Here is a 25,832-nt window from a genome sequence, read left to right on the forward strand (position 1 = left end):
GGTCGCACGGCGGGGGATTTCACCCCGCCGCTTCGCGCTTCGGGCAGATGACTCGCATCTGTGGGATATTCGAGCCTGATTGACGCGGTCAGTCGTGCTGGCCCAGCTTGGGTGCCGTGTGGTCAAGTGCCAAGGTGGCCGCCGAGAAGGTCATCGGGCTGCGCACGCCGGGAATGCCCTGCGGGGCGATCTGCAGACCGCGCGCGATGACCTGCGGGTCAGCAAAGACCTCATCCAGGCTGTTGATCGGGCCCGCCGGAACGCCTTCGACCTCGCAGGCGGCCAGCAGGTCGGCCTTGCGAAAACGCAAGGTGGCTTCGGTCAGGCGGCGGGTCATCTCAACCCGGTTGGCGATGCGTTGGGCGTTGGTGGCATAGTCTGCCGCCTCGGCCATGTCAGGCAGACCAAGGAGCACGCAAAGCCGCCGATATTGCGCATCGTTGCCGGTGGCGAGGATGATCCAGCCATCGGCACAGTCAAACACGGCATAGGGGGCGAGGTTGGGGTGGGCATTGCCCATCTTGCCCGGCGCCACTCCGGTGGCCAGATAGTTCATCGCCTGATTGGCCATGACCGATGTGGCAACGTCCAGCAGCGCCATGTCGATGTGCTGACCCTCGCCGGTGCGGCCGCGCTGCACCAAAGCGGCAAGGATCGCCGTGGCCGAATAGACCCCGGTGAAGATATCCGTCACCGCGACGCCCACCTTTTGCGGTTGGCCATCGGGTTCGCCGGTGACCGACATCAGCCCGGCCATGCCTTGGATGATGAAGTCGTAACCGGCGCGGTGCGCATAGGGCCCGGTCTGGCCGAAACCGGTGATGGAACAGTAGATCAGCTTGGGGTTCACCTTGCGCAGGCTTTCATAATCCAGCCCGTATTTCGCAAGACCCCCGACCTTGAAATTCTCGATCAGCACATCGGCATCTGCCACCAGCTTGCGAACCATCTCTTGCCCTTCCGGCGTGCGGAAGTCGCAGGTGACCGAGCGCTTGCCCCGATTGGTCGCGTAGAAATAGGCCGCCGAGGTATCTTCGCCCTGCGTGATGAAGGGCGGCCCCCAGCGGCGGGTGTCATCACCTTCCGGAGCCTCGACCTTCACGACATCTGCACCCAGATCGGCAAGGGTCTGGCCAGCCCAGGGGCCGGCCAGAATCCGTGCCAGCTCGACAACCTTCACACCGTGCAGAGGCGTCATTTACTTGGCAAGCTCGGCGTCGATGATCTTCTTCATGTCTTCGTAGGCCATATTGGAATACTTGGCCCCGTTGATGATGAAAGACGGCGTGCCCTGGAAGCTGTCGTTCGGGTAGTCGGTGGCGATGTTGGACTGGTAATGCGCCACCAGCGCCTCGGCCATCGGCTGGTCGTGCAGGCAGGCGTCGACCGTCGCGTCATCCATGCCGGCGGTACGGGCGATCTTCTTCAGCGCATCCACCACGCCGGTGACATCGGCGGCGGCCGCCCAATCTCGCTGCTTGTCATAGAGCATGTCGGTGATGCCGAAATAGCGCATCTCGCCGCCACAGCGGGCGACCATGGCGCCGAACAGGCCGTACTGGTCGAAATAGACCTCGTGGTAAGTGATGTTGACCTTGCCGGTGTCGATGTAATCGGCCTTCAGCTTGGGGAAGACCTCGGCATGGAAGTGTTCGCAATGCGGGCAGGTGAAGGACAGGTATTCCACAATCTTCACCTTGGCATTCGGATCGCCCAAGGTGAAATCGGTGATCACCGGGGCGGGGCCTGCGGTCGTGGCGGCCGCCGGCGGGGTGGTGGCGGCGGGCGCGGGGGTCGTATCTGCCCAAACGCCGCTTGCAGCCATGGCGGCGAAGCTGGAGGTCAGGGTCAGCAGGCTGCGGCGGGTCAGGGTCATGTCTTGAAGCCTTCCGTGGATGTGCGACGAGTTAAAATGTTCTGCCCCAACTGTTCAAGGGCATGGCGCAGGGTTTCATCGTGAATGGGTTCGGCAAGAGTGGCGGCTTTGGCGGTCAGGGCCGGGTCGGCAGTCTTGACCTTGGGCGCGGCGCTGAAGGGCGTCTGCCCCTCGGCAAAACCGGTCGTGGCGGTCTGGGTCAGGGTGATGCGGGTGATGGCGGCATAGCCATAGGCGGCGTTCACCCTGTCGATCAGCTTGGGCAGATCCATCTGCACCATCGGCGCATGCGAGGACGAGACCAGCAGGGTCAGCGTGGCCCCAAGACCCTCGCGCCCATAGTTGACCTTGACCGGCCTTGTGATCTTGGCCGTCTCGACCCCGGCAATCTCATCCCAATGGGTCAGCAGGCGGGCGATGGCGAAGCCCCGACTTTCGCCCGCCGCCCGAATCCGCTGGGTCAACAGTTGCGCAGCCGGTTCAAACCCGCGCATCCGGCGGGTTGGGGTTGCCTCGGGCTCTGGCTTGGGCGTACGGGCCATCTGGTCCTGCTTTACTTCTGCACTAATGTAAGCGGTGGTGCGGGGTGGCTGCCAGCACATTGCGAAGGCCAAGGGGATAAAGATTGCGTGACGCCCAAGTGAATGCCCAAACCCTGCTGGACTGGTACGATGCCCATGGCCGAGATCTGCCGTGGCGGGTGCGGCCGCAGGCGCGGGCGGCCGGCGTCACGGCCGACCCCTACCGTGTCTGGCTGTCCGAGGTGATGCTGCAGCAAACCACGGTGGCCGCCGTCAAAGCCTATTACGCCCGTTTCACCAGCCTGTGGCCCGATGTGCGCGCCCTTGCCGCCGCCGAGGATGGCGCGGTGATGGCCGAATGGGCGGGCCTTGGCTATTATGCCCGCGCTCGGAACCTGCTGGCCTGCGCCCGGGCCGTGGTGGCGCGGCATGGTGGGGTCTTTCCGGCAGATCTGACCAGCTTGCGCGCCCTGCCCGGCATCGGCCCCTACACGGCGGGTGCGGTGGCGGCGATTGCCTATGACCTGCCCGAGGTCGTGGTGGACGGCAATGTCGAGCGTGTCATGTCCCGCGTCTTCGCCATCCAGGAGCCGCTGCCGGATGCCAAGCCTCTGCTGGTGGCTGCAGCATCCGGCATGACCCCAAAGGCGCGCGCGGGCGACTATGCGCAGGCGGTGATGGACCTTGGCGCCACGATCTGCACCCCGCGCGCTCCGGCCTGCGGCATCTGTCCGTGGATGGCGGGTTGCCTTGCCCGCGCCCAAGGCATCGCCGCCGATCTGCCCCGCAAACGCGCCAAAGCCGAGAAGCCCACCCGGCGGGGCGTGGTCTGGGTCGGCCTGCGCGTGGACGGCGCCATCCTGCTGGAGCGACGCGAGGGCCGGGGTCTGCTGGGCGGTACGCTGGGCTTTCCCGGGACAGGTTGGGATGGCACCGATGCGCCGGCTCCTGTGCAGGCGGATTGGGCCCCAAGGGGCGTGGTGCGTCACACCTTCACCCACTTCCACCTTGACCTCACGGTGCTGCACGCCACGCTGCCGCATGACATCGCCCCGCTGCGCGGCGAATTTCACGGCGCCAACGCATTTTCGCCGCAAGACCTGCCTACCCTGATGCGCAAGGCCCATGATGTCGCCCTGCTGCGGCATCAGGACAATTGAGCAGAAACTGCAAGGCGCTAGACTGGGCACAACCGAGGTTGCAATGACTTTGATCCCGCCGTCCCAAGTTCGCAAAGCGCAAAGCGCCTTGCCGTTCTGGCTGTCTTTGGGCACCGTGCCGGTGGCGCTGATCGGCATGGCACAGGGCGGGTGGACGGTCTTTCTGATGCCGCTCTACACATGGGGCCTTTACGCGCTGCTTGACGCCGTCCTTGGCCACAACAAGGACAACTCAGACCCCGAAACGCCAGAGGATGACCTGATCTGGTATCGCCTGATCACGCTGATCTGGTTCCCGGTGCAGTTCACAATGCTGGTGGTGATGCTGTGGTACGTGCCGCAGGCGGGCAACCTGAACTGGGCCGAAAAGCTGATGCTGTTTGCCGGTCAAGGCATCATGTCGGGCACCATCGGCATCGTCTACGCCCACGAACTGCTTCACCAGTCCGACCGGGTGGAGCGTTGGCTGGGCGACCTTTTATTGGCAAGCGTGCTTTACAGCCACTTCCGCTCGGAACACCTGCGCATTCACCACATCTATGTCGGCACGCCGCGCGACCCGGTCACGGCCCGCTATGGCGAAGGGTTTCACCGCTATTTCTTCCGCGTCCTGCGCGAATGCCCGGTGTCGGCGTGGAAGGCCGAAAAGGCCATGCTGGCCCGCAAAAGCCTTGGCCCCTTCACCCCGCAGAACCCGTTCTTCCGTTATGCCGTCCTGCAAGGCCTGATGCTGCTGCTGGCGCTTTGGCTTGGCGGCTGGCAGGGGCTGTTCCTGTTCTGCTGGCAGGCGTTTGTCGCAGTCTGGCAGCTGGAGCTGACCAACTATGTCGAACACTACGGCCTGACCCGCCGCCATCTGGGCGAGGGCAAGTACGAACATGTCCTGCCGCGCCATTCGTGGAACGCCGACCACAAGGCCTCCAACTGGCTGCTCATCAACCTGCAGCGCCATTCCGACCATCACTACAAGCCCGACCGCCGCTTCCCCCTGCTGCAAAATCACGCCGAACAAGACGCCCCGCAACTGCCCTATGGCTATCCGGTGATGGCCGCCGTGGCGCTGGTGCCAAAGCTCTGGCGCAAGATGATGAACCCGCGCGTCAAGGCATGGCGCAAGCAGTTCTATCCCGATATCGAAGACTGGCTGCCCTACAACAAGGGCAAGAATCCCATGCCCAAAGGCGCCCCGTGATATGAGCCACCTGCTGTCGTCCACCCAGATCCGCGACCTGACTTTGCGGAACCGTCTTGTCGTGTCCCCCATGTGCCAATACTCCGCCATTCACGGCGTGGCGAATGACTGGCACTTCGCCCACCTGTCGCGTTTCGCGCTCGGCGGTTTTGGCACCGTGATGGTGGAAGCCACCGGAGTGACCCGCGAAGGCCGCATCACCTATGGCTGCCTTGGCCTGTGGGAGGATGCCCAGATCGCCCCCTTGGCCCACATCGCCCGCTTCCTGAAATCGCAAGGTGCCGCTGCCGCGATCCAGATCGGCCATGCCGGGCGCAAAGCCTCCACCCCGCTCTGGTGGCGCGGCGCCTTCAATGAGACCGAGGCGGAAAAGCCCCTTGTCGGCTTTGAACACTGGCAACCCGTGGCGCCCTCGGCCCTGGCCCACATGGACCACCCCGACTACCAGACCCCCCGCGAACTGACCCTGGCCGAGGTGCAGGCCCTGCCCACCAAGTTTGCCGAGGCGCTGACCCGCGCCGACCGCGCCGGGTTCGACATCGTCGAGATTCACGGCGCGCATGGCTACCTGATCAACCAGTTCCTGTCGCCGGTGTCGAACCACCGCACTGATGCCTATGGCGGCAGCCGCGCCAACCGGATGCGCCTGTTATTGGAGATCATCGAGGCCTCGCGCGCCGTCTGGCCCGCCGGCAAGCCGCTGTTCCTGCGCTTGTCGGTGCAAGATGCCCTGCCCGGCGGGTGGAGCGTGGACGACACCAAAGTGCTTGTTGCCGAAGCAACCGCGCGTGGGGTGGATCTGATCGACTGTTCGTCCGGCGGCTTTGCCGGCGCTGCGATCAAGCCTGCCCCGGGTTATCAGGTGCCCTTGGCCAAGGCGGTCCGCGACACCGGCGCTGCCACGATGGCCGTCGGCCTGATCACGACGGCAGAACAGGCCGAGGCCGTGCTGACCAGCGGCGCGGCCGATCTGGTGGCCTTGGGGCGGACGGCGCTGGATGACCCGAACTTCCCGGTTCATGCCGCCAAGGCCTTGGGCGATGCGACCGATTTCTGGCCCCGGCAGGCTGGTTTCGCCGTCCGCCTGCGCGATGCGGCGCTGGCCAAGGCAGCGCAGGCCTAGATCATCCGGCGAATCGTGGTGCGGTCCTTCACCGCGCCGGCTATGTGCAGCACAATCAGCAGGGTCAGCGTCAAGGCGGTGGCCCCATGCCAGAAATGCCCGGTGATGGTCGACATATCCGCCGGCAGCGGCGCACCGTTGCGCGCAAAGACAATGTCGTTGAGCCGGGCCGAGAACTCCATGGTGAAGCCCGACACCGGCATCAGCACGACGCACAGATCCAGCGCCCGGTGCACCCACAGGGCCAGCCCGTTCACCTCGGGATGCGCCAGACCCAAGCGCAGGCCAAATCGGATCACCGTCAGCGCCACCAGAAAGACGCCAATCGCCATGTGGTACATCAAGGCGTCCAGCTTGACCGGATCGGTGCTGGCCATCGGCCGCAGCCAGAACCACCCCCCGCCAGCATCGGCACGAACATGATCGCCATGAACCAGTGGATCATGCGCATCACAGCCGGGTAACGCATGTCATCTCTCCCCCTCAACAGCGTCAGGGTGCCATCCACCCCGGCCCGATCCATCCTGTCAAACGAAAAGGCCCCGCCAGCACAGGGCTTGGCGGGGAAGTGGCCCTGCAGGCGGTCCGCAGGGCAGGCGTCCGTAGGATAGGCCATCGGCCCATCATGCTTTAGTGTTTGCGGCCGTCGTCCGCTTCCATCTCGGCGCGGATCTGCTGGCGCAGGATGTCGATCGGGATCATCTTGCCGTCGCGCTTGAAGTGCCAATAGGTCCAGCCGTTGCAGCTTGGCGCGCCTTCCAGATGCGCGCCGACCTGGTGGATCGAGCCCTTCACATCCAGCCCGACCAGCGTGCCATCCGGGCGCACCTTGGCAATGTGCCGCGACCCGACCGAGTACAACTCTTCCCCGGGCCGCAGCATCCCGCGTTCCACCACCTGCCCGAACGGCACCCGCGGCTCCGCCCGCTTCGATCCGGTCGTCTCCAAAGCCGAGGCATCCAGCCGCCGCACCCGGTCAATCCGGTCCTGCGCGGCCTTGCGATAGGGCTCTTCCCGCTCCAGCCCGATGTAGTCACGGCCCAGCATCTTGGCCACCGCGCCCGTCGTGCCCGTGCCGAAGAACGGGTCCAGAATCACATCCCCGGGATTGGTCGTCGCAATGATGATCCGGTGCAGCAGGCTTTCCGGCTTCTGCGTCGGATGGGCCTTGTCGCCGTTTTCGTCCTTCAGCCGCTCGTGCCCGGTGCAGATCGGCAGCACCCAGTCCGACCGCATCTGCACGCCGTCATTCAGGGCCTTCAGCGCTTCATAATTGAAGGTGTACTTGCTGGCCTCATCCCGGCCCGCCCAGATCAGCGTCTCATGCGCGTTGGTCAGGCGCTTGCCGCGGAAGTTCGGCATCGGGTTCGACTTGCGCCACACCACGTCGTTCAAAAGCCAGAACCCCTGGTTCTGCAGCTCTGCCCCGACCCGGAAGATGTTGTGATAGCTGCCGATCACCCAGATCGCCCCGTTCGGCTTCAGCAACCGCCGCGCGGCTGCCAGCCAGTCCTTGGTGAAGCTGTCATAGCTGGCAAAGCTGCTGAACTGGTCCCAGTGGTCATCCACCGCATCCACCAGGCTGTTGTCGGGCCGATGCAGATCGCCCTTCAACTGCAGGTTATACGGAGGATCCGCGAAGATCAGGTCAACCGACCCAGCCGGAAGCGACCGCATCAGCTCGATGCAGTCCCCGGCCAAAATTTGGTTGCGCGGAAGCGTCACCGCCTCCGGTGGTTTTGTTTTCACAGCCATATCTGCCCTCAATTCCTGTGGTGTTGTTCACCACTTGTTGACGACAGTGTGATTCATAGGTGATTCGCCGTCAAACCCTTTTTGAATCAATGGGTTAGAGAAATATCTTGATACAACCTATTGTGGACGGGCTTGAACGAACGCCTATGCCAAGGGGTGACCCCCAAATCTAGAAGCGCCTGCAAATGGGCCTGGGAAGGGTAACCCGCGTTCTTTTCCCACCCGTAGCCGGGAAATTGTTGCGCCAAATCCAGCATGATGCGATCGCGCGCCACTTTCGCCACGATCGAGGCCGCTGCAATCGACAAACAGCGCGCATCGCCCTTCACGATCGCCTCTGCCCTGCCGTGCAGACCCTTGGGGATCTTGTTGCCGTCAATCAGGCAAAAGCCCGGAGCGCGCCGCAGCCCCGCCACCGCCCGCTCCATCGCCAGCAGGCTGGCCTGCAGGATGTTGATCGCGTCGATCTCTTCAACCGTGGCATGGGCGACACAGACCTCCGCCACCTCTGCCAACTCCAGGGCCAGCGCCTCGCGCCGGGCCGCTGTCAGGACCTTGCTGTCGCGCAGACCCTGCGGAATGCGCAGCGGGTCCAGCACCACGGCGGCGGCGGTCACCGGACCGGCGAGGGGGCCACGCCCCACCTCGTCAATGCCGGCGATGTGGGTCAGGCCCCGGGCAAGGGCGGCGGATTCGAAGGTGTAATCGGGCACAATCATGCCGCAAGCAAAGCCGATAACCCAAGGCAGCGAAAGGGGTCAGATGGCGGCCGGCGCCAAGGGCTGCACCAGAATGCAAGACCCCTCGGCCGGGATCAGCCTTGGGTCGCAGGGTGCCGGCAGCGCCGCCCCCGGTGCCGCTGCGCCGTGGTCGGACGCACCTTGGGTCAGCAATGCGCCATGCTGACAAATCAACAGAACCACCAGCAGCAGCATCACCACGTCCAGAATGGTCTGGCCGATCGCCTCCAGATGCAACAGGACCTCCTCCACCAGATCCGCCAGCCCCGACCGCGCCGCCTCATCCTGCACCCAGTGTGCCATCGTCTTCTCCTGCCGTTCTTCGGGATATCCCCATCAGGCGCCCCAAACCTTACCAATCGGTTCCCATACGGAGGCGACACATGCGGCAAACCCTGCCGAAACGCGGGTGGAGAAGCCATGTCACGTGGCTGATATTGAATAGCAGCGCCATTCCCCGCAGGATGGTCGAAAGAAGCGGAGAACGCCTATGAGCAGAATCTACCCTCGTCATCTCCTGTTTGGGGGCCTTCTGGCCCTCGGCCTTGCCCTGCCCGCGCAGGCCGAATGTTACGTCGATTACAAGGCCAAGCAGGACAATCCCCTGCGTCTGGCCTATGGTGTCAGTCAGGTCAGCGACGGCGCCTGTGGCAACAAAGGCGCCGAACGGGCTGAACTGGAACCGCGTCTGGCGTCCGATGGCTGGACTTTGCTGAAAATACTCTCCAATTTTGGCCCGGAAGGCCTGAATGAAAGGAAAGCGAGTGCCGGAGACTTCTTCCTCCGTTACTGACAGCCTGCGCGCGGGCAACCGCGTGGTGGCCTTCGGAATTGCGGCAATCGTGATCATCCTTCTGGCGGCGGCAGTGTTTCTGTTCGCCAATCTGCCGGATGCAGATGCGTTCAACCAATCGGTCACCCGGCTGTTCGTGGACAACAACGACTTGACCTCCGGCGCCGAGATCAAACTGCTGGAGATTCTGGCCCAGTCCGGCACCTCTTTCGCCAATGTCCTCAGCAGTTACCGTTTCGTGATCTTCGTCCTTCTGGCGTTTTCCACCGCCCTCCTGATCGCCACGCTGGTCTTCTTGGTCACCATCATCACCCTGAACCGCCGCATCTCGGCCATTCAGAAATCCGGCATCCAGGTCGCCCGCATGGTGATTTCCCGTGAGGCGCGGGCCGTCTATATCAACGATCTCGAATTCCAGCTGACCGAGGCCGCACTTGAAACCATCGCCGTCCTCGCCGAAGCCCGCCTTGACGACGAAGTCCTGACCGGCGCGCAAATCGAGGCCGTCATCTCGGGCCGCAACGAGGCCGATTGTGATGAGGCCGCCGGCGCCACCCGCATCAAGCGCCTGCGCGACACCCTGGGCAACCAGTTGGTCAGCGAGCTGCTGGTCAAAACCGTGGCGCGGCGCGGCTATATGCTGGCCGTGGGAAAAGACGTGATCAAGATGGTATGAGGCGTGCTTGCGCCCGCGTCACCCGATCGCAGGCAACGGATCGCCCGACCGCACGACCTTGCTCTGCGTTTCGGGATAGGTGCAGCCCGAACAGGGCGCCCCATCCCGGCGCGTCTTCATCTCGGCGCGAAAGCGCTTGTGCTCGGGCGCGTTGTACAGCTCCAGCACGCTGCGATCCTTGACATTGCCCAGATCGACAACGCCCTTGGCATCCATGCAGCACAGCGCCAGCTTGCCGGTAGCCATGATCGATACGCCGAACCAGTGTATGCAGCCCAGCGGCATCACCATATCCCGCGTCCGGCTGGCCACATCGCCGATCCAGTTTCCCGCGCCCTTGATCACGACCCCGAATTTCGGGAAATTCTGCCGGGCCCAGGCCATGAAGGCGGCATCCTCCTGCGGCGTGCTGCTGACCCGACCGACAGAGACCGGCTGGGTAAATTCGCCCCGCTCGGCCAGATCGTGCAGGACGCGGACATTGGCCACGGTGCGCGCGAAATCAAGCCCCATGACCTGCTTGTAGGTGTCCGGGTCATATTCGTTGATCGAGATCGAAATCGGCACCGGCCGCTTTGCCACCGCTTCCAGCTTTCTGGCATTCTTCTCAGTCAGCGCCGAACCGTTGGTGGCCAGCACGATGCTGACATTCGGCATCCGCCCCTGCGCCTCTTCGATGATGGCTGGCAGGCGCTTTTCAAGGAAAGGGTCACTGATCTTGAACGGGTTCAGCACGAATTGCACATGCGGCGGAATTTCCGTCAGATCAGTCAGGACTTTCTGGATCAGCTCATCCGGCATTCTTGTGCCGATGCGGTCAAGATCGACATAGGGGCAGAAGGTGCAGGTCGCGTTGCAGATCGTGATGGTCTCAAGATGGACCACCCTTGGATAGTCCGCGTAATGAGACCGCCGCATCAACTCGATCGCCGATTGCTGCGAAATGAAATAGGCGCGTTCGGCTTCCGGCATGTCCTTGATCTTCTGAAGCGATTCCAGCCCTTTCAGGATCTCTGAATCCCCGCGTGACCCTTCGAACCGGCCAAGACGTGCATCAACCGTTGAAAGCAGTGTCAGGGCATCAGTGTTCTGCGGGTCTTCCGCCAGAACGGCCTCGTAAAGGGCCTGTGCCTTGGCGATTTGACCCTTGCGATGCAGAACGATCGCCTCTTTCAGAACGGGATTCTCCAGCATGTCCATGAATAGATCCCCTGCAAATAGCGCCCATCCCGGACCGCCGCACAATAACACCAAGATCATGCCTTTAGGTCCTCAGATCAAGCGTCGTCCGTCCAGAAGTCCTGCTTTCCTGTTCCGTCCTCGCCCCGCCTCGCCTACACTTCCCCCAAACTCAGCCAACATGGACGCGGCAATGACCCCTGAACTGATGGCCCATCACATGGGCCTCGACATCCCCGATTTCGACAATATCGGCTATTATGGCGCCGACTACGGCACGATGAAACCCTACCACAAGGTGGGAAACCTGCTGTTCCTTTCTGGCCACGTCGCCCAGATCGGGACCGAGATCACCCACAAGGGCCGCCTTGGCCAGAACCTGACCACGGAACAAGGCTACGCCGCTGCCCGCCAGACCGGCCTCAATGTGCTGGGCGGCATCAAGCAGGCAGTCGGTTCTCTGGACCGCGTCAAGTCCATCGTGCGCACCCTGAATTTCGTCGTCTGCACGCCCGACTACGAAGACGTCCACAAGGTGTCCTCCGGCCTCTCTGACCTGTTCGTCGAGGTCTTCGGCCGTGACATGGGCCTTGGCGGTCGCGCCACCATCGGCATCATGGCCCTTGCCGGTGGTGTCTGCTTCGAGACCTGGGCGACGGTGGAACTGAAGGACTGATCGCATCCGTCCAGCCAAGATCGCAACCTTCCTCACGCCAGAAAGAACCCGTCCTCTTTCTTCCAATAGGCCATCAGATCGGCGCACAGCCGGCACGGCAGCCCCATCTCCTGCATGATGTGCAAATCCACCCCGACCAGCGCCGACGTCCGCCAGGTGTCCAGCGCAATCGCCTCCGATTCCTGGCCGGAAAACACAGACTCCAACCCGGACGCGGCCGAGGCGAGGATGAACACCAGTTCCAGCGCCGGAAGGTTGGGCTTCTGCTCGGCCACGCGCGCGGCAAGTCGCCGGGCGTCCCCCTGCCCCGACAACAGGAAGTTCAGCGAAAACTCGCACAGGCCGTCAATATCACTGATACCACGCAACATCCGCCAAGCTTGGCAGAGAGCTTCCCCCACGTCACGCCCGTTTTTCCCAACGGGCCGCGCTCCGCCGATGCCCGCCCTCAGGCCTTGTCCCGCACCTTCAGGGCCGAGCCGACCGGAAACACCTCGAACCGCCCGATCTTCCGCAACAGATCCGACAGCCGCGCCGAGCCATAGGTCCGCGGGTCAAAGTCGGGATGCAACTGCGTGATCACCTGCCCCAGATGGCCCAGACTGTAGTCGTCCTGATCCGGATCGATCTTCTTCATCGCATCCAGAATGAACGGGATCGCCTTGACCGGCGCCTCCTTGACCACCTGCGGCTCGGGTGCTGGTTCCGCGCGGCCCGGCTTGGGCGCAGCCACCGCCTCTCCGCCGACGATATTCTCGATCAAGACAAACCGGTTGCAGACCTTGCGCAGGCTCTCCGGCGTCTTGGCCTCGCCGATTCCGATCACTTGCAACCCATCTTCGCGGATGCGCGAGGCCAGCCGGGTAAAGTCGCTGTCCGATGACACCAGCACAAAGCCATCCACCTTGCCCGCGTGCAGAATGTCCATCGCGTCAATCACCAACCCGATGTCTGACGCATTCTTGCCCTTGGTGTTGGCCGATTGCTGATGCATCACCAGCCCCAGATCGCGCGCCTGTTCCTTCCACTGGCCCAAGGCCTGGCTGGACCAGTCCCCATAAACCCGGCGCAACGACGGCTCGCCAAAACTGGCGATCTCATCCAGAATGGCAGAGGCATGCCGCGCCGGGATATTGTCGGCATCGATCAGCACGGCCAGAAACGGGGCACTGCGGGGGGAAAGCATGGCGACCTCCTGTCGGTTGCACCAGCCTTACTGGCAGGGGGTCGTCACCTCAACCGTATAAGTGGTCTTGCCCACCCCGACCGGGGGATGCCCCACAACCCGCACCACCAGATCACACGCCTGCACCATCACCGTCCACAGATCCGCGCCATCCTTGTCCGTCCCCGTATTGCTGACCGACCCGATCGGCGCCTGATGCACCGCGTCTGCCACCGCATCGCTGTGCAGGATCGCCGCAATCTTCTCGGCGCTGTCATAAAACCCCGACAACGCCGCCGCAGCAGGCGAGGCCACCAGCGCCAACACCAAACCCCATTTCATGCCACCACCCCCACAGCCTTCGCCCCCAACACCCGCAAAGCCTCGCCCGGAGCAATCCCCAACAACAGCCCCCGCTGCCCCGCATTGATCCAGACCCGCTCCGCCCCGCAGACACGCGCCTCAATCACGGTGGGCACCATCTTCTTCTGCCCAAACGGAGAAATCCCCCCCACCTTATACCCCGTGACCTTCTCCGCCTTGGCCGGAGGCATCATGGCAGCCGCCTTCCCCCCAAACGCCGCCGCCACCTTCTTCATCGACAAAGTCCGGTCCGAGGGAATGACACAACACGCCGCCTTCCCATCCACCTCCACCATCAAGGTCTTGAGCGTCACCCCCGCCTCCAACCCCAAAGCCCGCGCCGCCGCCATCCCCACCGCATCGGCATTGGGATCATAGTCATAAGGATGCAGCGAGACCAAAACCCCCGCCGCCTCCAGCATTTTCAACCCTTGAGTTGACCCCATGCTTGCCTCCGTAGGTCGGGGTCCACCCCGACTCTCCCAAACCCTGCCCCGCCGAACGCGCCCAAGCAACCCCGTAGGTCGCGGTGCACCCCGATTCCGCGACGACGGCAAAGGTTCGCGAAATCACGCACGCTGCGCATTCTAGCTCTGAACGCATTTTGCCAAAACGTGAGCCGCCAAGAAATCTGAACCCAATATAGCAATAGAAATTGCCACATATCGAGGATGTCCTTTCCAAAGCTTATTTCCAAACGGGTCTTGCCAAGTCATGTAATCGAATAAGTCACGCCTGAACTGCGCTCGCCTCATTTCGAAAAGGAAATATAGGAAATATAGCGCCAGAAAGAAGATATCTGCGTGCCATGGCCTGATTTTGCACAACTGATCCACTCGTGTTCATTCCCGCAAGTGTTGCCTTGAACGCCTTTATGCTCATAGTTACATCTAACAGCCAGCGTAGGGTGCGTGCTCGCACGCACCACCTCTGTAGGGCGGGGTTAACCCCGCCGCCCCCACCGCCCGGCCCGCGAAAGCTTTCGCGGGCGTTCGCCCCTCAAAACGGTCCACTGGACCGTTTTGCCCCCCGGCAAGCCGGGGGTCGGGGCTCACCCCACAACCATCCCCGAACAATCCCGCGTCTTCAACACCTCCGCCAGCCGTTCCGCCTTGGCCTTGCCATCCCCCTGAATGGCAAAGACCCCGTCCAGCACCGGAGCCCACAGCGTCGGGCGGCTGACGATCTGGCCGCAGACCTTCAGCACCACCTCTTCCTTCACATGCGCCATCGTGAAACTGGCCAGCGGCGTGATGCGGTTTTCCTTCAGCGTCACAACAACACGGGGCCGGTTGTAATCCATCTCGACCGAGACGCCCAGAATGTCCCCCGGCGCAATCTCCACCACATCGCCGCCCTGTTCCACGGTGACAATCGCCACCTCCCCGGCGCGGGCGGCGGCCCCGGTCAGGATCAGAAGCGCCAAAGCCAGCCCAACCCGCATCCCGTGCAATCCCCAGTTAACAGACCCCTAACAAAATTCGCAAATCACAACCAAAACAAAGCCTTACCCCACATTGCACGCGTGCAATACCCCCATTTCATCTGTTCCCAAATATCCACGGGGATTTCTCAAAGGGGGGCGTGCCCCCCTTTGAGGCGGGGGTGCGGGGGCGGCAGCCCCCGCCGCCTCCCCTCAATACACCACCACCGCCCGGATCGACTTGCCCGCATGCATCAGATCGAACCCTTCATTGATCCGCTCTAAAGGCAGCACATGGGTGATCATCGGGTCGATCTCGATCTTGCCATCCATGTACCAGTCGACAATCTTCGGCACATCCGTCCGGCCACGCGCGCCACCAAACGCCGTCCCCTTCCAGACCCGCCCCGTCACCAGCTGGAACGGCCGCGTCTCGATCACCGCCCCGGCCGGAGCCACGCCGATGATGATCGACTGCCCCCAGCCCCGGTGGGTGCACTCCAAAGCGTCCCGCATGACCTTCACGTTGCCCGTGCAGTCAAACGAGTAATCCGCCCCGCCGATCTTGTCGAACGGGGTCTTGGTCAGGTCAACGATCGCCTGCACGACCGAGCCGGTCAGCTTCTTGGGGTTCACGAAATGGGTCATCCCGAACCGCCGCCCCCACTCCTCCTTGTCGTCATTCAGATCGACGCCGATGATCATGTCGGCCCCGGCCATCTTCAGGCCTTGAATGACATTCAGCCCGATCCCGCCAAGCCCGAAGACCACCGCCTTGGCCCCCGCCTCGACATTGGCCGTGTTCAGCACCGCGCCAATCCCGGTGGTCACGCCGCAGCCAATGTAGCAGATCTTGTCGAACGGCGCGTCATCCCGCACCTTGGCCAGCGCGATTTCCGGCACCACCGTGTGGTTCGCGAAGGTTGAACACCCCATGTAGTGATAGATCGGCGTGCCATCCAGCATCGAGAACCGCGTGGTCCCGTCCGGCATCAGCCCCTGCCCCTGCGTCGCGCGGATCGCGGTGCACAGGTTGGTCTTGCGGGAAAGGCACGACGGGCACTCCCGGCACTCCGGCGTGTACAGCGGGATGACGTGGTCGCCCGGTTTCAGCGTCTTCACCCCCGGCCCCACAGCAATCACCACGCCCGCGCCCTCATGGCCCAGAATGGCCGGAAACAGGCCTTCCGGGTCAGCGCCCGACAGGGTGAATTCGTCGGTGTGGCAGATGCCGGTGGCCTTGATCTCGACCAGAACCTCGCCCTCTTTCGGGTCCGCCAGGTTCACTTCCATCACTTGCAGGGGTTGGCCAGCGGCCAAGGCTACGGCGGCGCGCGTACGCATCAGGGTTCTCCCAGAATTATTCAGGTTCATGACTTTGGCGCGCAGGCTGGGGCAGCGAGGCGCAAATTGCAACGTCGTTTTGCGGCATCGCCCGCCGGTTTTTCGACCATCCTATCCGGGTTTATGGACGCCTGCGGCACCGCTTGCCAAACTGCCCCGGATATGACCTGCACCGATTGGAGACTGTCATGCACCCCCGGATCATGCTGCCGTTGCTGTGTTTGTCGCTGTCCGCCTGTATCCCGCCTGAAACCGGTCCGGCCCCGGCCCCGATGCCGGATCTGGCCCAATGCGGCGGCGATGCCCTCTACGCCCTGATCGGCCAACCGGCCACAGCCCTGCCGGACAAGGGCGGCTGGGCGGCCCTGCGCATCATCAAACCCGGGATGATGGTGACGATGGATTACGCGGCCACCCGTCTCAACGTCCATGTCGATGGGTCGGACCGCATCCTCGCGCTGGCCTGTGGCTAAGCAAAAGGCCCCGGAGCGATCCGGGGCCTTCGATTTCAACCAGACGTCTGGCTTACGAGGCCTTGTACGCGGTGTGGCAGGCGCCGCAGGCCCCGCCGACATCCTTCAGACCGGCCTTGACCGTATCAAGGCTGGTGGTGTCCAAAGCAGTGGCGGCTTTGCCAAGATCGCCGGCCTTGGCGGTAAAATCGTCCCACGCGCTCCAGATAGCCGGCTTGGCATGCGAGGCGGGGTCGGTGGTCTGGTTCTTGAACTTGACCAGAATGTCGGCGGCATTTGCAACCAGCGTGGCCTTGGCGGCAGCGGCGGCGGTGGCGTCAAACGCCGCCTTGCCTGCGGCCATGTCACCCAAAACCTTCATGGCGCCGCCGTTCGCGTCCATCAGATCTTGCCGCGCCTTGGCGTCCGGATCGGTCGCAGAGCCGGCATAGGCAAGGCCCCCAACCAGAATAAGGCCGAGGATAAGGGTCTTTGTGGTCAATTTCATGTTTCCGGGCTCCCTGCAGGACATGTCAGGCGACTATAGGTGGGGCTTCGTGAACAAGAATACGGACTTTAGTCTGAAAGACTGAAGCTCACGCGATTGTCATTGGGAAAATCAGGGGGTTGCTTGCCCAAGCGGCGCTCTTTTCAGCGCTCCGCTGCGGCAGGCGGCTTGGAATGGCAGGAACAATATGAGAACATATCGCCATGTCCTACCGCCGAATCCTCTCGCTTTGGTTTCCCCGCCTCGCGGCTGAACGCGCCCTGCGGCTGCGGCGCGATGTGCTGCCGATGCCCTTCGCCATCGTGGCTGACCGGAACGGCGCACAGGTCCTGACCTCGCTGAATATCGAGGCCGAGGCGGCGGGTCTGCGGCTGGACCAACCCCTGCGCGACGCCTCCGCCATGTGCCCGAACCTCTTGACCCAGGCGGCAGACCCACTGGCCGAGGCCGCCTTCCTGACCATCCTGCGCCGCTGGGCCGGCAAGTTCAGCCCCTGGGTGGCCGAGGAGCCCCCCGCCGCCTTGGTCATCGACCTGACCGGCTGCGCGCATCTGTTCGGCGGCGAAGCGGCCCTGCTCGCCCAGCTGGAGGAAGACTGCGCCGACCTTGGCCTGACGCTCCGCGCCGGGGTGGCCGACACCCGTGGCGCCGCCTGGGCTCTCGCCCGCTATGCCGGGCGGCAGGCGCAACCCACCCGCAACGGCGACGCGATTGACCAGGAGGCGCGGGCCACCCGCTCCCGCGCCGTCAAGCGACCCGGCTGGGAAAGGGGCGGCATGGCCCCTGTCGTCGGCGCCGCCCCCCTGCCGCAGGGCATGATCGCCACCCCCGGCCACATGCGGCAGGCTTTGGGTGACCTGCCCCTGCCCGCCCTGCGCCTGTCTGTTGAGGCGATCGAGGGCCTCAACCGCCTCGGCCTGCGTCGGGTGCGTGACATCATGGACCTGCCGCGCGCGGCCCTCGCCCGCCGCTTCGGCGCCGACACCCTGCGCCGTCTGGATCAGGCCCTGGGGCTGGAGCCTGAACCCGTGGCCCCCGCCCGCGTGCCCCTGCACTTCGCCACCCGCCTGACCTTCCCCGACCCGATCGGCCTGACCGAAGACATCACCGCCGGCCTCGACCGCATCCTTGCGCCTTTGTGTGACAAACTCCGCGCCGCCGCCCGGGGTGCGCGCCGCATCCGGCTGGAGGCCTACCGCACCGACAACAAGGTCGAGCGCCTCGACATCGGCCTCGCCCGCCCCGCCGACCGGCCCGACACGATCCGCCCCCTGATCCTGCTGAAGCTTGACAGCATCGACCCCGGCTTCGGCATCGACTGCCTCCGGCTGGAGGCGCTGGAGACCGAACCCCTGCATGCCGTCCAGCACAGCGGCCATGGCGAGGCGTCGGCCGCCGCCGCCGCCCGCCAGACCTCCGATCACGCGCTGGCCGACCTGATCAGCAAACTGGGCACACGCCTGGGCACCGAAAACGTCACCCGCCTGCACCCCGGCGAAAGCCATATCCCGGAGAAGGCCGCCCAAACCCTCGCCGCCGCCTGGTCGGCCCCGCACCCCGCGCCTTGGCCCGCGCCCCGCGCGCCGCGTCCCCTGACCCTGTTCCGCCCGGAATCCGTCACCGCCCCCGAAGACCCCACCCCGCCCGCCCGCTTTCGCTGGCGCCGCCGCGACCTTGTCACCCGCGTCGCCTCGGGGCCTGAACGCATCAGCCCGGAATGGTGGCTCGACGATCCCGACTGGCGCTCCGGCCCGCGCGACTACTGGCGGGTGGAGGTGGAAGGCGGCGAGCGCCTCTGGCTGTTCTACGCCCATGGCGGAGAGATGTCGGGCGGCTGGTTCTGTCAGGGCCTTTTCGCCTGACACCAGCGCAGGCGGCACCGGCAGAGCCTCCGGCGGGGATATTTGGACAAGTATGAAAGAGCAAGCGCGGCTCTTTCCCCTTTCATACTTGTGAAAATATCCCCGGGTGGGTCCGGGAGGGCAGGCGGCCCTCCCGGCGCTGATGGAGCAGACACAAGCCTCAAGGCAGGCGGTTCAGCAGATCCAAAGACGCATATCCATCCGGCACCACCCCGATCGAGCCTTGAAACGCCCGGATCGCACTTTGCGTCAAAGGCCCGATCCGGCCATCCGCCCCGCCCGCGTTGAACCCGGCCAGCGTCAGGCGGTGTTGCAAGGCGATGCGCTCCTCCAACGTCAGGGCGCGCAGATCGCGGGGCCACGCGGCCTGAATCGGCCCGCCACCCAGAATGCGGTCGCCCAGATGCCCGACGGCGATGACATAGGCGTCGGCGGGGTTGTAATGCTCGATGACATGGAAGTTGGGGCAGATCAGAAACGCCGCCCCCCGCGCCCCGCCCGGCAGCAGAACCGAGGACGGCCCGCAATCCGGCAAGTCGCCACCACCCGCCCGCACCACGCCCATCGCCTGCCATTCGGCCGCCGTATGGTGCACCTTCTCCCCCGACAGCCGGTAATCGAAGCCCGCGGGCAGCGTGATCTCTACCCCCCAAGGCTCGCCTTTCCGCCAGCCATACCGCGCCAGAAACGCGGCGGTAGAGGCCAGCGCGTCGCCCGGGTCCTCGCCCCAGATATCCCGCCGTCCGTCGCCGTCAAAATCCACCGCCAGCGCCAGATAGCTTGACGGCATGAACTGCGTATGTCCCATCGCCCCGGCCCAGCTGCCCCGCATCGCCGAAGGCGCAACATCGCCCTCTTGCAGGATGCGCAAAGCCGCCAGCACCTCGCGTTCGAAATAAGCCCCGCGCCGCGTGGACGAGGCCAGCGTCACCAAAGCCGCCACCGTCGGAATATCGCCCCGCACCACCCCGTAGCTGCTTTCCAGCCCCCAGATCGCCAGCAGCACCTGCCGGTCAACGCCATACCGCGCCTCGATCCGGTCCAGAAGATGATCGCGCGTCTTCAGCGCCGCCTGCCCCGCCGCAATCCGGTCTGCCGACACGGCCTTGTCAAGGTAATCCCAGATCGTGCGGGTGAATTCGGTCTGGTTGCGGTCTTTCTCGACCACATCCGGGCGCAGCATCACGCCCGCCAGCGCCGCATCCAGCGTCGCAGCCCCAATCCCCGCCGCCGTGGCCCTTGGCCGAAAGGCCGCGATCCAAGCCCCCACATCCCCTGTCGTCACCGAAATCTCCTGCCCCGCCCGCAGCGCCTGCCGGGTCGGCGGCTCGGCCAGCGCCTGACGTCCCCCGCACAGAAGGACACCCAGCAGCAAACCTGACCCGATTGCACGACCCATGCGCCTTTCTCGCAAAGGCACGCCGCCGCCACAAGCCAGACATAAGCGAGCCACAACTCGAAGTTAACGAATCCTTCCAAGGGGCCAAGTCCGCTTCCGATGGCGCAAGCCAGCCAAGAAAACATCGCCGCCTGAGAGCAGTCCAGGCCAAGGCGTCAGATTTGAGATGGGGTAGAAGATGAGCAGTTATGTGGTCAAAGGCATAAAGCAGACCCTCGCGGGACAGACGATCACCGACACGCAGGCCGCCTCCCTGACACTTGAGAGCACGGGCGCCAGCGGCGGCTTCAGCTTCACCTACAAATCCGGCGGCCCCTCGGACACCCAGATGGCGGCTGTCACGCTCAACCCGCTCGACACGACCTTCACCTTGAACGGCAAGGATGTCGCCACCTCGTTCGACGTCCTGATGGGGGCGGCAAACTGGCACGGCACCCGCGTGCAGATGATGGAGATCGTCGATCCCACCAACGGGGTCCGGTATTTCTTTCAGCTTCAAGGCTCCGCCGACGCCGTCCTGACCACGACAAACTGGAAGAACCTGTTTGCCAACACCAACGTCTTCCACCCCAGCCTGTATCAAGAGGGCAGCCTCGTCACGCTCAACAAGTTTTCCAATGAAACGCAATCCGGCTCGGGGGGCGGTTCGGGCGGCGGTTCGGGCGGCGGCGGCGGCACGGGGGGCGGCGGTGGCAGCGGCGGCGGCACCGGGCCCACCGGCGCCGACATCCTGCACGGCACCGACGGCAATGACACCCTGACCTCGGCCACCGGGCATGACAAGATCTACGCGGGCGCCGGGGATGACACCATCATCCTCGACACGTCGGACCCTTTGACCGCCAAGGCCTTTCTGGACGGCAGCGCAATCTCTGGCGGCGCCGGAACCGATACGCTGTCCTTCGATCTGTCGCCCATCACCTCGCATGTCCTGATCAACATCGACCTGAAACTGGGAACCGCCGGGCTGGCTGGCACCGGCCACACGCCCACTACCCTGCAATCGGTCGAGAATATCCGGATTTCCGGTGCCGGCGCCCTGCATGACATTGCCATCATCGGCAGCGACGGCGGCAATCTGATCGACCTGACCGGCAGCCATTTCGGCACGGTCAAGATTGACGGCGGTGGCGGCGCCGACACCCTGCGGGGCATCAGCGGCATCACCAAGATCGACGCCGGGGCAGGCAATGACGTGGTCGAGGTCACCGACGGCTCGCACCATATCCTCGGCAACACCGGCAACGATTTCATCACCAATTTCGGCGCGGGGGACATGTATGCCGACGGCGGCGCCGGCAATGACATTCTTCAGGGCGGCAGCGGCAGCGACAAGCTGTTCGGCTTTACCGGCGCAGACATCCTGCTGGGCGGCGGCGGCCAAGACAGCCTGTACGGCGGCCTTGGCGATGACAAGGTCTTCGGCGGCACCGGGGATGACATGCTCTTCGGCTCCGACGGCAACGACACGCTGGACGGCGTGTCGGGCCAGGACACCATCTCGGGCGGGATCGGCAACGACGTGATCTATGGCGGCACCGGCAACATGGTGGCGATCTATGGCGGCGACGGCAATGACGCCATCACCTCGGGTGGCCTGTCCGGCCCCTCCGGCGCGGGCGGCGTTCAAAGCGAGGCGCTGCATGGCGACAAGGGCAATGACACCCTGACCGGAGACTGGGGCCAGAACATCTTCGACGGCGGCGCCGACTACGATCTGATGCAGGGCTTCGTGTTCGACGGCACCAACAAGGTCGGCGATGGCGCGCAGGACACCTTCATCCTCAGCGGCCCGTCCAGCCATGGCGCCGTCGGGATCTCTGACGTGGTCACCTATTTCGAGGTCGGGATCGACAAGCTGGATCTGTCAGAGCTGGGCATTGCCATGCACCTGACCACCGGCCCCTTCCTCCACAACAAGCTGGCGCAACTGCACTATGACGCCGCCACCGGCCTGCTGGAGGCCGATCTTGACGGCAAGGGCAAGGTCAGCTGGATGGCCGAGGTGTTTACCATCGGCCATGCCGATCTGACCAACGCCGATTTCATCTTCTGACCCCCCCGCGCTGCCATCTGCCACGCGGGGGCATCACGTCAGGCGACCCGGCGCAGGTCGGGCCGGTCCTGCAGCAGGCGCAGGATTTCGGCATTCTGCCGCTCCAGCCGGTGCAGGTGGTCCTGCAGTTCGGCAATCGTGCGGTTGCCGGTGTTTTGCAGCAGGAAGACCATCAGGAAGGTGCTGATCGTGGTTCCGGTGTTGATCACCAGTTGCCAGGTGTCGGAATAGCCGAACACCGGCCCGCTGACGGCCCACAGCAGCACAATGGCCACCGCTGCCAGAAACGCCGAAGGCCGGCCAAGCGCCGCAGAAATCCACTCCGCCAGCACTTCAAAGCGGCTTTTGATGAAAGCTTTCATAGTCATCTCCTTGCGACCGGCCATCTTGGGCGGCGCGGCAAGGAGGAACCCTCGTTAGCGCTGCCCTGACGGCACGGTCAATCGACTGAGGGTTGGCATTTGGATCAGGTCCATGGTGAAGTGGAATCACGTTCCACAGGGGCCGGATACACCACGCCGCTCAACCGGGCAAGTCACGAAGTCCTGATGGGTCAGCGTGGCTTGCGGGTGACCTTGCGCTTGATCGCATCCCGCTTGGCCTTGAAGCCCGCCGGTTTGCGCGCCGCATAACGCCCACCTTTCGACGATGGCGCCCGCAGTGCCCCCCCCTCGATCGACAGCAGTTCCAGCGTCAGCCCCCCCGTCACCGGCGTCGCCTCCACCAGCCGCACCAGCACCCTTTGCCCCAGCCCGATCACCACCCCAGTATCCGACCCGGTCAAGGTCTGGCTTTGCTCGTCATAATGATAGAACTCGCGCCCGATAGACCGGATCGGCACCAGCCCATCCGCCTGCGTCTCGTCCAGCTTCACGAACAGCCCGAACTTCTGCACGCCCGAAATCCGCCCCGGAAACTCCGCGCCAACCCGGTCCGACAGGTAAGCCGCCAGATACCGGTCGGTGGTATCCCGCTCCGCCGCCATCGACCTGCGCTCGGTGTCCGAGATCAGCTTCCCCGTCTCGGCCAGATTCTCGACATCCCACGGAGAAAGCCCATCCTTGCCCCAGCCATGCGCCGAAATCAGCGCCCGGTGCACAATCAGGTCCGAATACCGGCGAATGGGCGAGGTAAAATGCGCATAGTTCCGCAAAGCCAACCCGAAATGCCCAAAGTTATCCGGGCTATAGTAAGCCTGCGTCATCGACCGCAAAGTCGAGATGTTCAGCAACTCATCAAACTCGGTATCCTGCGCCTGTGACAGCAACCGGTTCAAATGCGCCGTCTTCAACACCTGCCCCTTGGCCAGCGTGAAGCCCGAAGCCTCCGCCACTTCCCGCAAGCTGTCCAATTTCTGCGGCGAAGGCTCCTCATGTACCCGGAACAGCAACGGCCGCTTCAGCCGAATGAGTTCCTCCGCCGCCGCCACATTGGCCAGCACCATGAACTCTTCGATCAGCTTGTGCGCGTCATACCGTTCCGCAAAAGAAACCGAGGACACCTTGCCATCCTCCCCCAGCACAATCTTGCGCTCCGGCAGTTCCAGCTCCAACGGCTGCCGCGCCTCGCGCGCCCGCTTCAACGCCTCATAAGCCCCATAAAGCGGATTGATGAAGTCCAGCAGCGGCTCCGTCACCGCATCCGCAAACCCCTCCCGCGCCGCCTGCACCTGCGCGTAAGACAAGGCCCCCTTCGACCGCATCAGCCCCCGGCTGAACGCATGCCGCAGCTTCTGCCCCTGCGCATCAATCACCATGCGAACGGCCAGACAGGCCCGGTCCACATGCTGGTGCAGGGAACACAGGTCGCCAGACAGAATATCCGGCAACATCGGCACAACACGGTCGGGGAAGTAGCTGGAATTCCCCCGCCGCCGCGCCTCGCGGTCCAGCGCAGAATTCGGCGTCACATAATGCGCCACATCCGCAATCGCGACCCACAGCACAAACCCGCCCGGATTCGCCGGATCGCTATCCACCTCCGCACAGACCGCATCATCCCGATCCCGTGCATCCGGCGGGTCAATGGTCAGGAGATTAAGGTCCCGCAAATCCTCGCGCTGCCCCATCGGTGCTGCCACACACGCGTCAGCTTCCGCAATCACCGCATCCGGAAACGCATCCGGTATCCCATGCTGATGAATGGCAATCAGCGACACGGCGCGAGGCCCATTCGGGTCCCCCAACCGCGCCACCACCCGCGCCTGCGGCAAGCCCATAGACCGCTTGCCCACCAACTCCGCCTCAACCAGTTCCCCATCCCGGGCGTCAAAGGTCGCATCCCTTGCGACACGCCATTCCTTGTCAGCGCCCTTGTCGATCGGAACAATCCGCCCGCCTTCCGCGCCAGACCGGAAGATCCCCAGCACCTTCAAAGGATTGCCGCCCAAAGCCCGGATCAGCCGCGCTTCATAGCCATGATCATCCGCCTCGACCTTGGTCAACCGCGCCAGAATCTTGTTCCCCGCCCCCAGCGCCGGATCGCCCTTCTGCGGGACAATCAGAATTCTGGGCCCATCCGTCGGCACCCCCGCCTCCAGCGGCCTTGCAAACAGATCGCCATTCGAATCCGGCGCCAGCACCTCCAGCACCGCAACCGGCGGCAAGGCATCCGCCTCGATATACCGCCGCGCCACCCGCGTGACGGCACCCTCCGCCTCCAGCTCCTTCAGCATGCGCTTCAGGTCAATGCGGGCATCCCCCTTGATCCCGAAAGCCTTGGCGATATCGCGCTTGGCCAACAGGGTGGGGTTGTCAAGGATCCACTGCCGGATCTGGTCTTTTGTGGGAAGAGTATTCATCCCCCGCCCCTAGCACGACAGCCCCCGCCCGAAAAGCCAGAACCCGAAGGCCCGTGCCAAAGCCGAGGCCCCCGGCGGCGGTATTTGACCAAAGTGCAAACCCGAGAGCCCCTTTCCCTTGCTCTTTGCCCAAATACTCTCCGGGGGCCCGGGGGTGGAAAACCCCCGGCGCGGGGCGAAGCGCGGCATTCTCTGCAGAATCGCAACCCTTCCTTAACCATTCCCCATCAATCTCCCACCATGTCCAACTACATCCGCCCCCACATCCCCGGCGCCACGATCTTCTTCACGGTCGCCCTCGCCCAGCCCGGCTCCGACCTCCTGATCCAGGAGATCGAGCCCCTCCGCCAAGCCGTCCGCCTGACGCGCCTGGACCGCCCATTCGAGATCAACGCCTGGGTCGTGCTGCCCGACCACATGCACTGCATCTGGACCCTGCCGCCCGATGACGCCGACTTCTCCACCCGCATGGGCGCCATAAAGTCCCGCTTCTCGCGCGCTGTTTCCAGTAGGGTGGGGTTAAACCCCACCCTACGCAGCGCCTCCATGATCAAGAAGGGCGAGTCCGGCATCTGGCAACGCCGCTTCTGGGATCACCACATCCGCGATGCCGCCGATTTCACGGCCCACTTGCACGCCTGCTGGAACGACCCCGTCCGCCATGGCCTCGTCACACGTCCGCAGGATTGGCCCTTCTCCTCCTGGCACCGCGACCACGCGCTGGCGCAGGCGGCGTAGGGTGGGGTTATAACCCCACCCTACCTCCTCC

Annotated in this window: 29 protein-coding genes; 10 read left to right on the forward strand and 19 right to left on the reverse strand. The window is 64.1% G+C overall.

Annotated elements, in window-relative coordinates:
* Positions 1-88: 88 nt before the first annotated feature.
* From AC1Y2B_RS07740 to AC1Y2B_RS07750, 3 genes are read right to left on the reverse strand one after another with little or no spacing between them, the layout of a single operon-like run.
* Positions 89-1,198, reverse strand: coding sequence for a CaiB/BaiF CoA transferase family protein (locus AC1Y2B_RS07740; protein WP_482252498.1), 1,110 nt, complete (start codon positions 1,196-1,198; stop codon positions 89-91).
* Positions 1,199-1,876, reverse strand: a complete 678-nt coding sequence (locus AC1Y2B_RS07745) for a DsbA family protein (RefSeq protein WP_482252499.1) — start codon at positions 1,874-1,876, stop codon at positions 1,199-1,201.
* Complete coding sequence (locus tag AC1Y2B_RS07750; protein ID WP_482252500.1) at positions 1,873-2,418, reverse strand: DUF721 domain-containing protein; 546 nt, start codon at positions 2,416-2,418, stop codon at positions 1,873-1,875. Before AC1Y2B_RS07750 ends, AC1Y2B_RS07745 begins: the two co-directional genes overlap by 4 nt.
* Positions 2,419-2,501: 83 nt before the next feature.
* On the opposite strand from AC1Y2B_RS07750, the gene AC1Y2B_RS07755 reads away from it, so the two are divergent.
* The 3 genes from AC1Y2B_RS07755 to AC1Y2B_RS07765 are packed head-to-tail and all read left to right on the forward strand — an operon-like array spanning position 2,502 to position 5,872.
* Positions 2,502-3,557: an A/G-specific adenine glycosylase gene (locus AC1Y2B_RS07755; RefSeq protein ID WP_482252501.1), complete on the forward strand. Its 1,056-nt coding sequence runs from the start codon at positions 2,502-2,504 to the stop codon at positions 3,555-3,557.
* 43 nt (positions 3,558-3,600) lie between these two features.
* Positions 3,601-4,749, forward strand: coding sequence for an alkane 1-monooxygenase (locus AC1Y2B_RS07760; protein ID WP_482252502.1), 1,149 nt, complete (start codon positions 3,601-3,603; stop codon positions 4,747-4,749).
* Between the two features lies 1 nt (position 4,750).
* Positions 4,751-5,872, forward strand: coding sequence for an NADH:flavin oxidoreductase/NADH oxidase (locus tag AC1Y2B_RS07765; RefSeq protein WP_482252503.1), 1,122 nt, complete (start codon positions 4,751-4,753; stop codon positions 5,870-5,872).
* Here AC1Y2B_RS07765 and AC1Y2B_RS07770 read toward each other — a convergent pair.
* The 5 genes from AC1Y2B_RS07770 to AC1Y2B_RS07790 form a co-directional block, all read right to left on the reverse strand.
* The gene (locus AC1Y2B_RS07770) at positions 5,869-6,249 is read right to left on the reverse strand and encodes a cytochrome b (protein ID WP_482252504.1); all 381 of its coding nucleotides are present in this window, start codon (positions 6,247-6,249) and stop codon (positions 5,869-5,871) included. The genes AC1Y2B_RS07765 and AC1Y2B_RS07770 overlap by 4 nt on opposite strands.
* Positions 6,213-6,488 carry a hypothetical protein gene (locus AC1Y2B_RS07775; protein ID WP_482252505.1) on the reverse strand — a complete coding sequence of 92 codons (276 nt, stop codon included), beginning with the start codon at positions 6,486-6,488 and terminating at the stop codon, positions 6,213-6,215. The genes AC1Y2B_RS07770 and AC1Y2B_RS07775 overlap by 37 nt, the downstream gene beginning before the upstream one ends.
* Before the next feature lie 14 nt (positions 6,489-6,502).
* The gene (locus tag AC1Y2B_RS07780) at positions 6,503-7,627 is read right to left on the reverse strand and encodes a DNA methyltransferase (protein WP_482252506.1); all 1,125 of its coding nucleotides are present in this window, start codon (positions 7,625-7,627) and stop codon (positions 6,503-6,505) included.
* Positions 7,628-7,713: 86 nt separating this feature from the next.
* Positions 7,714-8,346, reverse strand: a complete 633-nt coding sequence (locus tag AC1Y2B_RS07785; protein WP_482252507.1) for a ribonuclease HII — start codon at positions 8,344-8,346, stop codon at positions 7,714-7,716.
* 39 nt (positions 8,347-8,385) lie between these two features.
* Positions 8,386-8,670, reverse strand: a complete 285-nt coding sequence (locus AC1Y2B_RS07790; RefSeq protein ID WP_482252508.1) for a hypothetical protein — start codon at positions 8,668-8,670, stop codon at positions 8,386-8,388.
* 187 nt (positions 8,671-8,857) lie between these two features.
* Between AC1Y2B_RS07790 and AC1Y2B_RS07795 the strand changes: the two genes are divergently transcribed.
* Complete coding sequence (locus AC1Y2B_RS07795) at positions 8,858-9,160, forward strand: hypothetical protein (RefSeq protein WP_482252509.1); 303 nt, start codon at positions 8,858-8,860, stop codon at positions 9,158-9,160.
* Complete coding sequence (locus AC1Y2B_RS07800) at positions 9,132-9,836, forward strand: winged helix-turn-helix domain-containing protein (RefSeq protein ID WP_482252510.1); 705 nt, start codon at positions 9,132-9,134, stop codon at positions 9,834-9,836. Before AC1Y2B_RS07795 ends, AC1Y2B_RS07800 begins: the two co-directional genes overlap by 29 nt.
* Positions 9,837-9,854: 18 nt before the next feature.
* On the opposite strand, the gene AC1Y2B_RS07805 is transcribed toward AC1Y2B_RS07800, so the two are convergent.
* Positions 9,855-11,036 carry a radical SAM protein gene (locus tag AC1Y2B_RS07805; protein ID WP_482252511.1) on the reverse strand — a complete coding sequence of 394 codons (1,182 nt, stop codon included), beginning with the start codon at positions 11,034-11,036 and terminating at the stop codon, positions 9,855-9,857.
* 172 nt (positions 11,037-11,208) lie between these two features.
* Here AC1Y2B_RS07805 and AC1Y2B_RS07810 point away from each other — a divergent pair, with 172 nt between their 5' ends.
* Positions 11,209-11,691: a RidA family protein gene (locus AC1Y2B_RS07810; protein ID WP_482252512.1), complete on the forward strand. Its 483-nt coding sequence runs from the start codon at positions 11,209-11,211 to the stop codon at positions 11,689-11,691.
* Positions 11,692-11,723: 32 nt separating this feature from the next.
* Here the strand turns inward: AC1Y2B_RS07810 and AC1Y2B_RS07815 are convergent, their stop codons facing one another.
* From AC1Y2B_RS07815 to AC1Y2B_RS07840, 6 genes are all read right to left on the reverse strand, one after another.
* On the reverse strand, positions 11,724-12,062 hold the full coding sequence (locus tag AC1Y2B_RS07815) for a hypothetical protein (RefSeq protein ID WP_482252513.1): 339 nt from the start codon (positions 12,060-12,062) through the stop codon (positions 11,724-11,726).
* A gap of 77 nt (positions 12,063-12,139) precedes the next feature.
* On the reverse strand, positions 12,140-12,877 hold the full coding sequence (locus AC1Y2B_RS07820; RefSeq protein ID WP_482252514.1) for an NYN domain-containing protein: 738 nt from the start codon (positions 12,875-12,877) through the stop codon (positions 12,140-12,142).
* A 27-nt stretch (positions 12,878-12,904) separates the two neighbouring features.
* The gene (locus tag AC1Y2B_RS07825; RefSeq protein ID WP_482252515.1) at positions 12,905-13,198 is read right to left on the reverse strand and encodes a hypothetical protein; all 294 of its coding nucleotides are present in this window, start codon (positions 13,196-13,198) and stop codon (positions 12,905-12,907) included.
* The gene (locus AC1Y2B_RS07830; RefSeq protein WP_482252516.1) at positions 13,195-13,665 is read right to left on the reverse strand and encodes a YbaK/EbsC family protein; all 471 of its coding nucleotides are present in this window, start codon (positions 13,663-13,665) and stop codon (positions 13,195-13,197) included. Before AC1Y2B_RS07830 ends, AC1Y2B_RS07825 begins: the two co-directional genes overlap by 4 nt.
* Before the next feature lie 605 nt (positions 13,666-14,270).
* Positions 14,271-14,663 (reverse strand): hypothetical protein, encoded by a 393-nt coding sequence (locus tag AC1Y2B_RS07835; RefSeq protein ID WP_482252517.1) that lies wholly within the window; start codon positions 14,661-14,663, stop codon positions 14,271-14,273.
* A 192-nt stretch (positions 14,664-14,855) separates the two neighbouring features.
* On the reverse strand, positions 14,856-15,986 hold the full coding sequence (locus tag AC1Y2B_RS07840; protein ID WP_482252518.1) for an S-(hydroxymethyl)glutathione dehydrogenase/class III alcohol dehydrogenase: 1,131 nt from the start codon (positions 15,984-15,986) through the stop codon (positions 14,856-14,858).
* A 188-nt stretch (positions 15,987-16,174) separates the two neighbouring features.
* On the opposite strand from AC1Y2B_RS07840, the gene AC1Y2B_RS07845 reads away from it, so the two are divergent.
* Positions 16,175-16,459 (forward strand): I78 family peptidase inhibitor, encoded by a 285-nt coding sequence (locus AC1Y2B_RS07845; protein WP_482252519.1) that lies wholly within the window; start codon positions 16,175-16,177, stop codon positions 16,457-16,459.
* A 52-nt stretch (positions 16,460-16,511) separates the two neighbouring features.
* Here AC1Y2B_RS07845 and AC1Y2B_RS07850 read toward each other — a convergent pair whose 3' ends face one another.
* On the reverse strand, positions 16,512-16,946 hold the full coding sequence (locus AC1Y2B_RS07850; RefSeq protein ID WP_482252520.1) for a c-type cytochrome: 435 nt from the start codon (positions 16,944-16,946) through the stop codon (positions 16,512-16,514).
* A 203-nt stretch (positions 16,947-17,149) separates the two neighbouring features.
* Between AC1Y2B_RS07850 and AC1Y2B_RS07855 the strand changes: the two genes are divergently transcribed.
* Entirely contained in the window at positions 17,150-18,808 is a 1,659-nt protein-coding gene (locus AC1Y2B_RS07855; protein WP_482252521.1) for a Y-family DNA polymerase, read from the forward strand.
* A 160-nt stretch (positions 18,809-18,968) separates the two neighbouring features.
* Here AC1Y2B_RS07855 and AC1Y2B_RS07860 read toward each other — a convergent pair whose 3' ends face one another.
* Positions 18,969-20,207: a lytic murein transglycosylase gene (locus AC1Y2B_RS07860; RefSeq protein WP_482252522.1), complete on the reverse strand. Its 1,239-nt coding sequence runs from the start codon at positions 20,205-20,207 to the stop codon at positions 18,969-18,971.
* Between the two features lie 178 nt (positions 20,208-20,385).
* Between AC1Y2B_RS07860 and AC1Y2B_RS07865 the strand changes: the two genes are divergently transcribed.
* Positions 20,386-22,263 (forward strand): calcium-binding protein, encoded by a 1,878-nt coding sequence (locus AC1Y2B_RS07865; protein ID WP_482252523.1) that lies wholly within the window; start codon positions 20,386-20,388, stop codon positions 22,261-22,263.
* Between the two features lie 38 nt (positions 22,264-22,301).
* Here AC1Y2B_RS07865 and AC1Y2B_RS07870 read toward each other — a convergent pair whose 3' ends face one another.
* Together AC1Y2B_RS07870 and rnr are read right to left on the reverse strand one after the other, a co-directional pair.
* Entirely contained in the window at positions 22,302-22,625 is a 324-nt protein-coding gene (locus AC1Y2B_RS07870) for a low affinity iron permease family protein (RefSeq protein WP_482252524.1), read from the reverse strand.
* Between the two features lie 191 nt (positions 22,626-22,816).
* On the reverse strand, positions 22,817-25,063 hold the full coding sequence (rnr, locus tag AC1Y2B_RS07875) for a ribonuclease R (RefSeq protein ID WP_482252525.1): 2,247 nt from the start codon (positions 25,061-25,063) through the stop codon (positions 22,817-22,819).
* 240 nt (positions 25,064-25,303) lie between these two features.
* Here rnr and AC1Y2B_RS07880 point away from each other — a divergent pair, with 240 nt between their 5' ends.
* Entirely contained in the window at positions 25,304-25,801 is a 498-nt protein-coding gene (locus tag AC1Y2B_RS07880; RefSeq protein WP_482252526.1) for an REP-associated tyrosine transposase, read from the forward strand.
* Positions 25,802-25,832: the final 31 nt, after the last annotated feature.

This window comes from Stagnihabitans sp. (assembly GCF_964946895.1).